The 13824-nt window shown below is 71.8% G+C and carries 11 protein-coding genes; 6 read left to right on the top strand and 5 right to left on the bottom strand.

Annotation, left to right across the window (positions count from 1 at the left end; translation table 11 throughout):
* Positions 1 to 16 precede the first annotated feature (16 nt).
* From Sdagh_RS31395 to Sdagh_RS31385, 3 genes are all read right to left on the bottom strand, one after another.
* Positions 17 to 919, bottom strand: coding sequence for a sugar ABC transporter permease (locus tag Sdagh_RS31395; RefSeq protein WP_190008082.1), 903 nt, complete (start codon positions 917 to 919; stop codon positions 17 to 19).
* Positions 920 to 926: 7 nt separating this feature from the next.
* Positions 927 to 1934, bottom strand: a complete 1008-nt coding sequence (locus tag Sdagh_RS31390; RefSeq protein ID WP_190008080.1) for a carbohydrate ABC transporter permease — start codon at positions 1932 to 1934, stop codon at positions 927 to 929.
* Positions 1935 to 2039: 105 nt separating this feature from the next.
* A complete protein-coding gene (locus tag Sdagh_RS31385; protein WP_190077390.1) occupies positions 2040 to 3308 on the bottom strand; it encodes an extracellular solute-binding protein in 1269 nt (422 codons plus the stop codon).
* A gap of 381 nt (positions 3309 to 3689) precedes the next feature.
* On the opposite strand from Sdagh_RS31385, the gene Sdagh_RS31380 reads away from it, so the two are divergent.
* Both Sdagh_RS31380 and Sdagh_RS31375 read left to right on the top strand, forming a co-directional pair.
* Positions 3690 to 4724, top strand: a complete 1035-nt coding sequence (locus Sdagh_RS31380; RefSeq protein WP_264201201.1) for a LacI family DNA-binding transcriptional regulator — start codon at positions 3690 to 3692, stop codon at positions 4722 to 4724.
* A 109-nt stretch (positions 4725 to 4833) separates the two neighbouring features.
* Positions 4834 to 5712: a phosphatase PAP2 family protein gene (locus Sdagh_RS31375; protein ID WP_189413344.1), complete on the top strand. Its 879-nt coding sequence runs from the start codon at positions 4834 to 4836 to the stop codon at positions 5710 to 5712.
* A gap of 27 nt (positions 5713 to 5739) precedes the next feature.
* Here the strand turns inward: Sdagh_RS31375 and Sdagh_RS31370 are convergent, their stop codons facing one another.
* Positions 5740 to 8736, bottom strand: coding sequence for a bifunctional [glutamine synthetase] adenylyltransferase/[glutamine synthetase]-adenylyl-L-tyrosine phosphorylase (locus tag Sdagh_RS31370; RefSeq protein ID WP_190008075.1), 2997 nt, complete (start codon positions 8734 to 8736; stop codon positions 5740 to 5742).
* Between the two features lie 351 nt (positions 8737 to 9087).
* Here Sdagh_RS31370 and Sdagh_RS31365 point away from each other — a divergent pair, with 351 nt between their 5' ends.
* Positions 9088 to 9294: a hypothetical protein gene (locus tag Sdagh_RS31365; protein ID WP_189413334.1), complete on the top strand. Its 207-nt coding sequence runs from the start codon at positions 9088 to 9090 to the stop codon at positions 9292 to 9294.
* 55 nt (positions 9295 to 9349) lie between these two features.
* Here Sdagh_RS31365 and Sdagh_RS31360 read toward each other — a convergent pair whose 3' ends face one another.
* The gene (locus tag Sdagh_RS31360) at positions 9350 to 11116 is read right to left on the bottom strand and encodes an NAD+ synthase (protein ID WP_189413331.1); all 1767 of its coding nucleotides are present in this window, start codon (positions 11114 to 11116) and stop codon (positions 9350 to 9352) included.
* Positions 11117 to 11448: 332 nt separating this feature from the next.
* Between Sdagh_RS31360 and glnA2 the strand changes: the two genes are divergently transcribed.
* The 3 genes from glnA2 (at position 11449) to Sdagh_RS31345 (ending at position 13724) form a co-directional block, all read left to right on the top strand.
* The gene (gene glnA2 / locus Sdagh_RS31355) at positions 11449 to 12810 is read left to right on the top strand and encodes a gamma-glutamylpolyamine synthetase GlnA2 (RefSeq protein ID WP_189413329.1); all 1362 of its coding nucleotides are present in this window, start codon (positions 11449 to 11451) and stop codon (positions 12808 to 12810) included.
* Between the two features lie 67 nt (positions 12811 to 12877).
* Positions 12878 to 13297 (top strand): helix-turn-helix transcriptional regulator, encoded by a 420-nt coding sequence (locus Sdagh_RS31350; RefSeq protein WP_190008071.1) that lies wholly within the window; start codon positions 12878 to 12880, stop codon positions 13295 to 13297.
* A 10-nt stretch (positions 13298 to 13307) separates the two neighbouring features.
* Positions 13308 to 13724, top strand: a complete 417-nt coding sequence (locus tag Sdagh_RS31345; RefSeq protein ID WP_189413325.1) for a VOC family protein — start codon at positions 13308 to 13310, stop codon at positions 13722 to 13724.
* The last annotated feature ends 100 nt before the right edge of the window (positions 13725 to 13824 follow it).

The following is a 13824-nucleotide window of genomic DNA, read 5'->3' as shown; positions in this document are numbered from 1 at the left end:
GCCCCGGGAGGGGGGCTCAGCCCTTGGTGCCGCCCGCCGTGAGGCCGGTGACCAGGTTCTTCTGCACGAGGTAGAAGAACGCGGACACCGGTATCGCGATCAGCACGGCGGTGGCGGCCATCAGATTGCGCTGGGCGTCGTGCTCGCTGACGAAGCTCTGCAGGCCGACGGCGAAGGTGTACTTGGTGTCGGACAGCATGAACGTGGAGGCGAAGGCGACCTCGCCGAACGCCGTGATGAAGCTGTAGAAGCCGGCCACCGCGAGGCCCGGCCGGGCCAGCGGCAGGATCAGCCGGAAGAACGTGCCGAACGGGGACAGCCCGTCGACGCGCCCGGCCTCGTCGATCTCGAACGGGATGGTGTCGAAGTAGCCCTTCAGCAGCCACGCGCAGTACGGCACCGCCGTCGAGCAGTAGACGAGGACGAGTCCGAGGTAGCTGTCGATGAGCTGGAGGTCGGACAGGATCTGGTACATCGGCACGATGAGCACGGCGATGGGGAACATCTGCGTCAGCAGCAGCACCCACATCAGCCTCCGGTACCCGGGGAACCGCATCCGGGAGACGGCGTACCCGGTGGTCGCGGCGGCCATGACGCCGATGACCGTGGTGCCGAGCGAGACGATCAGCGAACTCTTCAGCCACTCCCAGAAGTTGGTGTTCTGGAGGACGAAGGAGTAGTTGTCGAACGTCATCTTCCCCCAGATCTCGCCGGGGTGCAGGTAGTCGTCCTTGTCCGGGCCGAGGGAGAGGAAGACCAGCCAGGCGATGGGGAACAGGGCGACCAGGCTCGCGGCGGTGAGGACGACGTGCGAGGCGAGGGCGTTGCCCGCGCGGCGCCGGCCGCGCCGCGCCGGGGTGCGGGGCGCCTCGGCCTGCTCCGCCGGACCGGTCGCCGGGGTGACGGTGGTGGTGGTCATGGATGCCTCAGATCGCGAGCTGCTGCTCATCGCGGTTCAGCCAACGGCGGTAGAAGGAGGTGAAGACGATCAGGACGGCCAGCAGCAGGATGCCGTAGGCGGCGGACTGCGCGAACTCGCGCGGCTGCTGCCCGAAGCCGAGCTGGTAGGCCCAGGTGACCAGGATCTGCGCGTCCGGCGCGGTGTTGCCGAACAGCAGGAAGATGATGGCGAACTGGTTGAAGGTCCAGATGACGCCGAGCAGGACGACGGTGGAGCTGACCGACCGCAGTCCCGGCAGGGTGACGTGCCGGAAGCGCTGCCAGGCGTTGGCCCCGTCCATCTCGGCGGCCTCGTACAGCGAGGAGTCGATCGACTGGAGCCCGCCGAGCAGCGAGACCATCATGAACGGCACACCGCACCAGGTGTTGACCATGATCGCGGCGAACCGCTGCCAGAAGGTGTCCTCCAGCCACAGCGGCGTCGGCAGGTGCAGCGTCTCCAGCGCGCTGTTGATGATCCCGGCGTCGGCGAGCATGAACCGCCAGCCGAAGACGGTCACGAAGGTCGGCACGGCCCACGGCAGGACCAGGATCAGCCGGTAGAAGGTGCGCCCGCGCAGGTTCTTCTGGTTGAGCAGCAGGGCCAGGCCAAGGCCGATGCAGTAGTGCAGGGTGACGCAGGCGGCCGTCCAGACGACCGTCCAGATGAAGTGCGACCAGAAGCGGTCGTAGGCCGTGTCGCCCCAGAGGATGTCGGCGTAGTTGTCGAACCCGACGAACTGGTAGGTGGCCTCGATCTCGTTGACGCCGATGGTGCGGGCGGAGTTGAGGCTGTCGGCGTCGGTGAGGGTGAGGTAGAAGCCGTAGGCCAGCGGGTAGAGCACCAGGACGCCGAGGACGATCACGACCGGGGCGATCATGGCGTAGGCGTACCAGTGCTTCTGGTATCCGTGCTTCAGACGCGTGCCCAGTCCGGGCCTCGGCGTCCGGTCACCGCGGCGCCTGCCGGTGGCGCGGTCGATGGCGACTGTCATGGTTCGACGACCTTCTCGAAAATCCTGTGGATCAAGGGGCACGGCCCGCGGGCCGGAGGGCCGCCGGTCCCGCTCCCCCCGGGGCGGGACCGGCGGCCGCGCGGCTCACCCGGCGAAGTCGGGCACCAGCTTGGTGAACGCGGTCTCGGCGTCGTCCAGCCCCTCGTCCAGGGACTTCTTGCCACTGGCGATCAGGGGCAGCTCGTCGTCGAGCGGCGTCCACAGCGAGCTGTACTCGGGCAGCGCCGGACGCGGCCGGGCGGCGGCCAGGACGCCCTGGTAGCCGGCGATGCCCGGGTCGGCCTTCACCTTGTCCGTGTAGGCGTCGTCGCGGGTGGGCAGCGTGGAGTTCTTCAGCGCGACGGTCTCCTGGGACTTCGCCGAGGTCATGAAGTTGACCAGCTTCAGCGCGGCCTTCTGGTGCGCCTCGTCCGACCCGGCGTACACGGACAGGTTGTGGCCGCCGGTCGGGGCGCCCGCCTTGCCGGTCGAGCCGGCCGGGACGGTGGCGATCCCCAGGTTGTCCTTGTCCTTGAAGGCGGACCCCTTGTAGAAGTTCGTGATCTCCCAGGGGCCCTCGATGATCGAGGCGACCTTGCCGTTGACGAACGCGTCCTGCTTGTGCGCGTAGGCGTCGGCGGTGGTGTCGGCCTTGCCCAGGCCCTCGCCGTCGAACAGGCCCAGCCAGGTCCGGTACGCCTTCTTCGCCTCGGCGGAGGCGACGGTGATCTTCTTGCCCTCGGCGTCGACGGTGTCGGTGCCCTCGCCGTACAGGAACGGCTGGCCGTAGTAGCCGGCCGTGGAGCCCTGGTAGCCGTCGACGCCGGTCTTCTCCTTGATGGTGGCGGCGGCCTTCTTCAGGTCGTCCCACGTCTTCGGCACGTCGACGCCGGCCTTCTCGAACAGCGCCTTGTTGTAGACCAGCGCCAGCGTGTCGGTGACCAGCGGGACGCCGTACACCTTGCCCTCGTAGGTGGCCTGCTCGATCAGGCTGCTCTGGAACTTGTCCTGGTCGGCGAGGGCCTCGGTGCCGTCCAGCGGCAGGAAGAAGCCCTTCTTCGCGAAGGCGGGGGTCCAGCCGACCTCGGAGCGCAGCACGTCGGGCGCGCCCTTGCTGCCGGCGGCGGTGTCGAACTTGTTCTGCGCCTGGTCGAACGGCACGTTGACGAAGTCGACCTTGATGTCCTTGTGGGCGGCCTCGAACTCCTCGACCAGGGCCTTGTACGTCGGCGCCTCGTTGGTCGCGTTGGAGGTGTCCCAGTAGGTGATGGTCACCGGTCCGTCGGCCGAGTCGCCGCTGTCGCTCCCGCCGCAGGCCGTCGCCGCGAGGGCGAGGGACGCCACCAGCGCGGTGGCCGCTATGCCACGCCGCATGAGTTCTCCTTGAGGGTGAAAGCCCGTGAGTGCAGGAGGGGTCCCGTCCGCCGCTCCTGTCGACTTGCCGACTGCGTCGTTGCTGCCGCCGCCGGGCGACGTGAACGTAACAGCGATGAAAGCGTTTCGAAAGACCTTGCAGAAAAAAAGTGCAAGGGGTCCCCGACGTTATCCGGGTGTGACCTGTCGGCGACCGCCATGAGACGGTTGTTTACAAGGCCCGACCGCCCGACGGCCGGTTGTGCAAGACTCTGCAAGTTCTTGCCGTCAACTTCTTGAGGAAGCGCGATGACGCAGCAGCCCGCGGCGGGTCGTCCGACAAGTCGCCCACGACGGCCGGTCGGTGGGCAAGCGGCGACCCGGCCGGTACAGTCCACCCCTGTGACCACACGGCTTGCCGACATCGCCGCCCAGGCGGGAGTGAGCGAAGCGACCGTCAGCCGCGTCCTCAACGGCAAGCCGGGCGTCGCCGCCACCACCCGCCAGTCCGTCCTGGCCGCCCTGGACGTCCTGGGCTACGAGCGCCCGGTACGGCTGCGCCAGCGCAGCGAGGGCCTGGTGGGCCTGATCACCCCGGAGCTGGAGAACCCGATCTTCCCGGCGCTGGCCCAGGTCATCGGCCAGGCCCTGACGCGGCAGGGCTACACCCCGGTCCTCGCCACCCAGACCCCGGGCGGCTCCACCGAGGACGAGCTGACGGAGATGCTGGTCGACCGGGGCGTCGCCGGCATCATCTACGTCTCCGGGCTGCACGCCGACACCAACGCGGACATGCAGCGCTACGAGCGGCTGCGCGCGCAGGGCGTGCCCTTCGTCCTGGTGGACGGCTTCTCCCCCAAGGTGCAGGCGCCGTTCATCTCCCCCGACGACCGCGCCGCGATGAACCTGGCCGTCACGCACCTGGTCTCCCTCGGCCACACCCGCATCGGCCTGGCGCTGGGACCGAAGCGGTTCGTCCCGGTGCAGCGGAAGATCGAGGGTTTCGTACGGGCCGTCCAGGACCTGCTGGGGCTGCCCGCGGCCACCGTGGAGTCGGAGCTGGTCCAGCACTCCCTGTACACCCTGGAGGGCGGCCAGGCCGCCGCCCTCGCCCTGATCGAACGGGACTGCACCGCCGTGGTCTGCGCCAGCGACATGATGGCGCTGGGCGCGATACGGGCGGCCCGCCAGCGCGGCCTGGAGGTCCCGAAGGACGTCTCGGTCGTCGGCTTCGACGACTCCCCGCTGATCGCCTTCACCGACCCGCCCCTGACCACCGTCCGCAAACCGGTCCCGGCGATGGGACAGGCGGCGGTGCGCACGCTGCTGGAGGAGATCGGCGGAACCCCGGCCCCGCACAGCGAGTTCGTGTTCATGCCGGAACTGGTGGTGCGCGGCTCGACCGCCTCGGCCCCGCAGGGCCGGCGCCGCGACTGACTCCTCCCCAGGGGGGAGCGGACACCCTCCGCCCGGTGTAGAACATGCGTCCAGAACCCGACAGGGGGATGATCGGTCGGGAAGGGCTTTTCTGGCAGACTCTGTGCCTATGGGTGACACGACCGTGACGACGACGGAAGGCCGCGAAGAGGCCGTTCCCCGGGCTGTCACGGCCCCGGCGCGACCTGGCCTCCGGCAGCGTCTGCGCACGCCGCGCCGCCCCCGGCTGTGGTTCGAGATCCTGCTGATCGCGGTGAGTTACTGGACGTACTCGCTGATCCGCAACGCGGTGCCCGAGCAGCGCGGCCAGGCCCTGCGCAACGCGGACTGGCTCTGGCGGCTGGAGCACCAACTCGGCATCGCCGTCGAGCAGTCGGTCAACCACGCCGTGAACTCGGTGACTTGGCTCATCGTCGGCATGAACTACTACTACGCGACGCTGCACTTCGTGGTGACCCTGGGTGTCCTGGTGTGGCTTTTCCGTAGCCATCCCGGCCGCTACGCGGCGACCCGGCTGGTCCTGTTCGCCACGACCGGGGTGGCCCTGCTCGGTTACTACCTGTATCCGCTCGCCCCGCCCCGGTTGATGAACGGCGGCGGCTTCATAGACACCGTCATGGTCCACGAGACCTGGGGCTCGATGGCCTCCGGCGACCTGAAGAACATGTCCAACCAGTACGCGGCGATGCCGTCGATGCACATCGGCTGGTCGCTGTGGTGCGGTCTGACGATCTTCGCGCTGGCCTCCGTGCCGTGGGCGCGGGTGCTGGGGCTGCTCTACCCGACCCTGACGCTGGTCGTGATCGTCGCGACGGCCAACCACTTCTGGCTGGACGCGGTGGGCGGCGTGCTCTGCCTGTGCTTCGGGTACGTGGTGGCCTCCGCCTGGTACGGGAGGGTGCCGTACGCGCTGCCGCGGCTGCCGGAGCCCCGGGGGGACGAGGCCGGGTCCGGCCGGCGGCGGGCGGGGCGCGCGGCCCGGCGCTGAGAGAGCCGCCGGCCGGCGCCGCGCGCGTCAGCCGCCGTAGAACAGCTCCTCGACGACCCCCCGCGCCCGCCGGGCCGTGCGCCGGTACGCGTCCAGCATGTCGCCCACGTGACCGTCGCCGTAGCCCAGGTACCGGCCCACCGCCGCCAGCTCGCGGCTCTCCGTCGGGAACGTGTCCGCGGCCCGGCCCCGGACCAGCATCACCGCGTTGCGCACCCGGGTCGCGAGGACCCACGCCTCGTCCAGGATGCCGGCCTCCTCCGCCCCGACCAGCCCCGCCTCGCGCGCCGCGACCAGCGCCGCCCGGGTCCGGGTCGTCCGCAGCCCCGGCACCTCGTGCGCGTGCCGCAACTGCGTGAGCTGCACGGTCCACTCGACGTCCGACAGCCCGCCCGGCCCCAGCTTGACGTGCAGCTTCGGGTCCGCGCCGCGCGGCATCCGCTCCGTCTCCATACGGGCCTTCAGCCGCCTGATCTCCCGCGCCGCGTCCTCGCCCAGCCCCCGCTCCGGGTACCGCAGCGGATCGACCAGTTCCACGAACCGCCGCCCCAGCTCCGGGTCCCCCGCCACCGGCTCCGCCCGCAGCAGCGCGTGCGACTCCCAGGTCAGCGACCAGCGCCGGTAGTACGCCTCGTACGACTTCAGGGTCCGCACCAGCGGCCCCGACTTGCCCTCGGGCCGCAGGTCCGCGTCGACGATCAGCGGCGGGTCCGCGCTCGGCACCTGGAGCAGCCGCCGCAGCTCCGCGACGACCCGGTTCGCGGCCTCCCCGGCCTCCCGCTCCGCGACGCCGTCCCGGGGCTCGTGCACGAAGAGGACGTCCGCGTCCGAGCCGTAGCCCAGCTCGTGACCGCCGAACCGGCCCATCCCGATGACCGCGAACCGGGTCGGCAGTTCGTCGCCCCACCCCTCCCGTACGACCGCCCGCAACGTCCCCGCCAGCGTCGCCGCCGTCAGGTCCGACACCGCCGCGCCCACCTGGTCGACCAGCGCCCCGGGATCGGCCACGACGGGCTGCGTCTCGGTGCCGTAGGAGGCGACGATGTCCGCCGCCGCCGTACGGAACAGCTCCCGGCGCCGTACGCCGCGCGCCGCCGTCACCCCCTGCACGGCGCCCTCCGCGCGCCCGACCGCCGCGAGGATCTCCGCCTCCAGCTGCTCCCGCCCGCGCGGCGCCAGCCCCCGGCCGTCGCCCTCCCCGAGCAGGGCCACCGCCTCCGGTGCCCGCATCAGCAGGTCGGGGGCGAGCCGGCCCGCCGACAGCACCCGCGCGAGGTTCTCCGCCGCGGCGCCCTCGTCCCGCAGCAGCCGCAGGTACCAGGGCGTGTTGCCCAGCGCGTCCGACACCTTCCGGAAGTTCAGCAGCCCGGTGTCCGGGTCGGCCGAGTCCGCGAACCAGCCCAGCAGCACCGGCAGCAGGGTCCGCTGGATCGCCGCCTTGCGGGTCACCCCGGACGCCAGCGCCTCCAGGTGCCGCAGCGCGGCCGCCGGGTCGGCGTAGCCGAGGGCGACCAGCCGCTCCCGCGCCGCCTCCGCGCTCAGCCGCGCCTCCCCCGGGGCCAGCGCGGCAACCGCGTCGAGGAGCGGCCGGTAGAACAGCTTCTCGTGCAGCCGGCGCACCACCGCCGCGTGCCGCCGCCACTCCCGCAGCAGCGACGGGACCGGGTCGTTGCGCAGCCCCAGCGACCGCCCGATGCGCCGCAGGTCCGCCTCGTCCTCGGGCACGAGGTGGGTGCGCCGCAGCCGGTGCAGCTGGATGCGGTGCTCCATGGAGCGCAGGAACCGGTACGCCTCGTCGAGCTGCGCCGCGTCCACCCGTCCGACGTACCCGCCGGCCGCCAGCGCCCGCAGCGCGTCCAGCGTCGTACCGCTGCGCAGCGACGCGTCGGCCCGGCCGTGCACGAGTTGCAGGAGCTGCACGGCGAACTCGACGTCCCGCAGCCCGCCCGGTCCCAGTTTGAGCTGCCGGTCGACCTCGGCGACCGGGATGTTCTCCACCACCCGGCGCCGCATCTGCTGCACGTCGGCGACGAAGTTCTCGCGCTCGGCGGCCTGCCACACCAGCGGCTGGAGCGCGGCCACGTACTCCTCCCCCAGCGCGAGGTCGCCGGCGACCGGCCGGGCCTTGAGCAGCGCCTGGAACTCCCAGGTCTTGGCCCAGCGCTGGTAGTAGGCGAGATGGCTGCTCAGCGTGCGCACCAGCGGTCCGTTGCGGCCCTCGGGGCGCAGGTTGGCGTCGACGGGCCAGATCGAGCCCTCGACCGTGGTCTCCGAGCAGATCCGCATCAGGTGCGAGGCGAGCCGGGTCGCGGCGCGCACCGCCTCCGTCTCGTCGGCGCCCTCCACCGGCTCGCCGACGAAGATGACGTCGACGTCCGAGACGTAGTTCAGCTCGTGGCCGCCGCACTTGCCCATGGCGATCACCGCCAGCCGGCACCGCGCGGCGTCCTCCGGGGCGGCCCCGGCGGCGATGCGCAGGGCGGCCCGCAGGGTGGCGGTGGCGAGGTCGGCCAGCTCGGCGGCGGTCTCCGCGACGTCGATCGTGCCGCACACGTCCCGGGCGGCCAGCGACAGCAGGCAGCGCCGGTAGGCGACGCGCAGGGCGACCGGGTCGCCGGCGCCGCCCAGGCACTCCTCGAACTCCTCCACCCCGGGATGCAGGTCGCGGGGCTCGTACGTGACGAGCGCCCGCCAGTCGCCGGTGTGCCGGGCGAGGTGGTCGCCCAGCGCCTCGGAGGCGCCGAGGACCCCGAGGAGCCGGTCGCGCAGCGGCTTGGACGCGGTCAGCGTGTCGAGCAGCTCGCGGCGGGCGGCGGGCTCGGGCTGCGCCTCCAGCAGCCGGACCAGGCTGCGCAGCGCGAGGTCGGGGTCGGCGGTGGCGCCGAGGGCGTCCAGCAGCACGGGGTCGCTGCGGACCGGCGCCAGCTCCACGCCGTCCAGCAGCCGCTCGGCGGCCGAGGCGTCCGTGAAGCCGTGCCGCAGCAGCCGCGTGAAGGTACTGCTCCTGCGTCCCGGCGCCGTCATCCCCGGCCCTCCTGTCGATCGAGGTGGATCAAGGTCGTGATCAAGGTGGCGATCAAGGTCGTCCCGGCCCGAGCCTAACCGGACGGTACGGCGGCGGGGCGGCGCCCGGCGGTGGCATCCGCCGGGAACCCCCGGTGCGGACACGGCTCGGTGCGGGGCGTGGCGCCGACGGCGCGACGGCCGGGGGGCGACTGTCCGGAAATCGCCGTGCGCCGGTGGCATCTTCGCCGGGGTCGAGGGCACCGGGACCTCGTCACCGGGCTCCCGCCACCGGGTTCTCGTCACGAGGTCCCGTCACCGGGATCGCGTGACATGCCACTGACACTCCCTCGACCTGAGGAGGCCGCCGCCATGAGCACCCCGACCCGGACCGGCATCGTGCCCCCCACCCGCTCGCACGCCCTGGTCGTGCTGCTGCTCGGCGTGGTGGGCCTCACCGTCTCGGCCTCCACGCTCCGCGACGGTGTGGCGATCCTGCCGGTCGTGGCGCTGGCGCTGTCCGTCGCCGTGGTCGGCCTCGGCGCCTACGGGCTGGTCAGGGCCCGCAGGGCCGGCTGAGCGGCTGCGCCGGGCGCGCCCCTCGGGGACGACGGCCGCACCCAGCGCCCGGCCGTCAGGCCGTCTCCCGCCAGCCGTTGGTGATCGGCAGCCGGCGGTCCTTGCCGAAGCCCTTGGGGGAGATCTTCGTGCCCGGCGGGTACTGGCGGCGCTTGTACTCGGCGGTGTCGACCATGCGCAGCGTCCTCGTCACCAGCTCCCGGTCGTACCCGGCGGCGACGATCTCGTCCGCGCCCCGGTCCCGGTCGACGTACAGCTCCAGGATGGCGTCCAGGACGGGATAGTCCGGCAGGGAGTCCGTGTCGACCTGTCCCGGCCGCAGCTCGGCGCTGGGCGGCTTGGTGATCGAGTTCTCCGGGATCGGCGGGGTCTGCCCGCGCTCCCGCGCCGCCCGGTTGCGCCACTCGGCGAGGCGGAACACCCACGTCTTGTAGACGTCCTTGATCGGCCCGTACGCGCCGACCGAGTCGCCGTAGAGCGTGGAGTAGCCGACCGCCAGCTCGGACTTGTTGCCGGGGGCCAGCACGAGGTGGCCCTCCTGGTTGGAGATCGCCATCAGCAGCGTGCCGCGCAGCCGGGACTGCAGGTTCTCCTCCGCGAGCCCGGTCAGCTTCACCGCCCCCATGTACGCGTCGAACATCGGCTCGATCGGCACGGTCCGGTAGTGCAGGCCGGTGCGCCGGGCCAGTTCCGCCGCGTCGTCCCGGGAGTGCCGGGAGGAGTACTTCGACGGCATGGAGACGCCGTACACCTGCTCCGCGCCGACCGCGTCGCAGGCGATCGCGGCGACGAGCGCGGAGTCGATGCCGCCGGAGAGGCCGATCAGGACGGAGCGGAAGCCGTTCTTCACGACGTACGCCCGCAGGCCCGCCACCAGTGCCGAGTAGACCTCCTCCGTGTCGTCCAGCGGCTCCGCGCACCCGCCGGCCGCCGGCGGCGCGGCCTCGTACGGGGCGACCGGCTCCTCGCCCAGCACGACCCGCTCGACGCGCAGCCCGTCGTCCACGACCCCGTCCGGGGCGTCGGCCAGGGGCGCGGCGGCCGGCAGGTCGAGGTCGACGACGACACAGCACTCGGTGAACTGCGGGGCGCGGGCGACGACCTCGCCGTCGGCGCCGACCACGATGGAGTCGCCGTCGAAGACCAGCTCGTCCTGGCCGCCCGTCATCGCCAGGTAGGCGGTGGTGCAGCCGGCCTCCAGGGCGCGGCGGCGGACCAGTTCCAGACGGGTGTCGTCCTTGTCCCGCTCGTAGGGCGAGGCGTTGACGGAGAGCAGCAGCCCGGCCCCGGCGGAGCGGGCGGCGGGCACCCGGCCGCCGTCCTGCCACAGGTCCTCGCAGATGGCCAGGGCGACGTCGACGCCGCCGACCCGCAGCACCGGCAGGGTGTCGCCGGGGACGAAGTAGCGGAACTCGTCGAAGACGCCGTAGTTCGGCAGGTGGTGCTTGGCGTACGTCAGCACCACCTCGCCGCGGTGCAGGACCGCGCCCGCGTTCTGCGGGGCGCCGGCGGGCTGGCCGTACTTCGGCCGGTCGGTGGCGCAGCGGTCTAGGTAGCCGACGATCACCGGCAGCTCGCCGAGGCCCTCCGCCGCGAGCCGTGCCGCCAGCGCGCGCAGGGCCGCGCGGGACGCCTCGACGAAGGACGACCGCAGGGCGAGGTCCTCGACGGGGTAGCCGGTCAGCACCATCTCGGGGAACGCCACGAGGTGGGCGCCCCGCTCGGCGGAGTGCCGGGTCCAGCGCAGGACCGACTCGGCGTTCGCCGCGAGGTCGCCGACGGTGGAGTCGATCTGGTTGAGGGCGAGTCGTAGTTGAGGCACCCGGACAGTGTAATCGTCAGAAAGACACAATGGGGGTGTGATCTCCGGTGCCGTCGCGGTCCCGGGCGTCCGGCGGGCCCAGGAATGGCCCGATCGAACACCTGGCCTCTACGCTGCGGGGAGAGCATGGGAACCACCGGAACGACGCAGCACCCGTAGGCGCGGTGTTCAGACCCGGGCCGCCCGCCCGGTCAAGGCCGGCAACGCGCGCGAAACGGCACTGTGGTGGGATGCTCAGGTGCCCGACCGCCTCCAGCGGCACCGGACAGCCGACACCGGTCGCCCGGTGCCGACGGCAGGCGGCCTGACCAGCAAGGATGGGGAAGCGGAAGATGGACAAGCAGCAGGAGTTCGTGATCCGGACGCTCGAGGAGCGCGACATCCGGTTCGTGCGCCTGTGGTTCACGGACGTGCTGGGCTTCCTGAAGTCCGTCGCCGTGGCCCCCGCCGAGCTTGAGCAGGCGTTCGACGAGGGCATCGGCTTCGACGGCTCCGCCATCGAGGGCTTCGCCCGCGTCTACGAGTCCGACATGATCGCCAAGCCGGACCCGTCGACCTTCCAGGTGCTGCCGTGGCGCGCGGAGGCCCCCGGCACGGCGCGGATGTTCTGCGACATCCTGATGCCGGACGGCTCCCCGTCCTTCGCGGACCCGCGCTACGTCCTCAAGCGCGCCCTGAACCGGGCCTCCGACTCCGGCTTCACCTTCTACACCCACCCGGAGATCGAGTTCTTCCTGCTGAAGAACAAGCCGGTCGACGGCTCGGTGCCGACCCCGGCGGACAACTCCGGGTACTTCGACCACACCCCGCAGAACATCGGCATGGACTTCCGCCGGCAGGCGATCACCATGCTGGAGTCGATGGGCATCTCGGTGGAGTTCTCCCACCACGAGGGCGCCCCCGGCCAGCAGGAGATCGACCTCCGGTACGCCGACGCGCTCTCCACGGCCGACAACGTGATGACGTTCCGCCTGGTCATGAAGCAGGTGGCGCTGGAGCAGGGCGTCCAGGCGACGTTCATGCCGAAGCCGTTCTCGGAGCACCCGGGCAGCGGCATGCACACCCACCTGTCGCTCTTCGAGGGCGACCGCAACGCCTTCTACGAGTCGGGCGCCGAGTACCAGCTCTCCAAGGTCGGCCGCTCCTTCATCGCGGGCCTGCTGCGGCACGCGGCGGAGATCTCGGCGGTCACCAACCAGTGGGTCAACTCCTACAAGCGCATCTGGGGCGGCACCGAGCGCACCGCGGGCGCCGGCGGCGAGGCCCCGTCCTACATCTGCTGGGGCCACAACAACCGCTCGGCGCTGGTCCGCGTGCCCATGTACAAGCCCGGCAAGACCGGCTCGGCCCGCGTCGAGGTCCGCTCCATCGACTCCGGCGCCAACCCGTACCTGACCTACGCCGTCCTGCTCGCCGCCGGCCTGAAGGGCATCGAGGAGGGCTACGAGCTGCCCCCGGGCGCCGAGGACGACGTCTGGGCCCTCTCCGACGCCGAGCGCCGCGCCCTGGGCATCGAGCCCCTCCCGCAGAACCTCGGCGAAGCCCTCACCCTGATGGAACGCAGCGACCTGGTCGCCGAGACCCTCGGCGAGCACGTCTTCGACTTCTTCCTGCGCAACAAGCGCCAGGAGTGGGAGGAGTACCGGTCCGAGGTGACCGCGTTCGAGCTGCGGAAGAACCTGCCGGTGCTGTAGCGGCGGACCGGCCGCGGTGGCCGGGTGACGGCCCGTACCCGGCCACCGCGTAGGTCATCCTTGACCCATGGATCTGGAGGACCTCAGACGCCTGCGCCGGGCCCGGGACGTCATGGACCGTGACTACGCGGAGCCGCTGGACGTCCCGGCGCTGGCGCGGGTGGCGCTGATGTCGCCGGGGCACTTCTCGCGCGGTTTCCGGGCGGCGTACGGGGAGACGCCGTACAGCTATCTGATGACCCGGCGCGTGGAGCGGGCGAAGGCGCTGCTGCGGCGGGGGGACCTGAGCGTGACAGAGGTCTGCTTCGCGGTGGGCTGTACGTCGCTGGGGTCGTTCAGCAGCCGCTTCACCGAGCTGGTCGGGGAGCCGCCGAGCGCCTACCGGTCCCGCGACCACGGGGCCGGGGCGCCGATCCCGGCGTGCGTGGCGAAGGTGCGGACGAGACCGGTCAGGAACGGAGAAGCGCCCGGCGCCGCCGGCTCGTAGCGTCGTGGGCATGGACATCAGACTCGCTCAGTGCTTCATCGCCGTCGACGACCACGACAAGGCGCTCGCCTTCTACCGGGACGTCCTCGGCTTCCAGGTCCGCAACGACGTCGCCTTCGAGGGGATGCGCTGGGTGACCGTCGCCCCGCCCGGCCAGCCCGACGTCGAGATCGTGCTGGAGCCGCCGCTCGCCGACCCCATGGCCCCCGAGGCCGACCGCAGGGCGATGGCGGAGCTGCTCGCCAAGGGCATGCTGCGGGGCGTCATCTTCGCCACCGACGACGTGGACGCGACGTTCGAACGCATTCGGGCGGCCGGCGGCGAGGTGCTCCAGGAGCCGATCGACCAGCCGTACGGCGTCCGCGACTGCGCCTTCCGCGACCCGGCGGGCAACATGCTCCGGTTCAACCAGCCGCGCAAGGCATAGCCCGGCCACGGCGGTCCGCCGCGGAAAAGGACCTGACCGGGAGGCCCTGCCGCGTTAGGGTCTCCCGGCTCGCACGACTCGAACGCAGCACACGGGGAGA

The organism is Streptomyces daghestanicus (assembly GCF_020521275.1).
Classification (GTDB): Bacteria; Actinomycetota; Actinomycetes; order Streptomycetales; family Streptomycetaceae; genus Streptomyces; species Streptomyces griseoviridis.
This window is presented reverse-complemented; position numbering and strand designations above follow the sequence as displayed.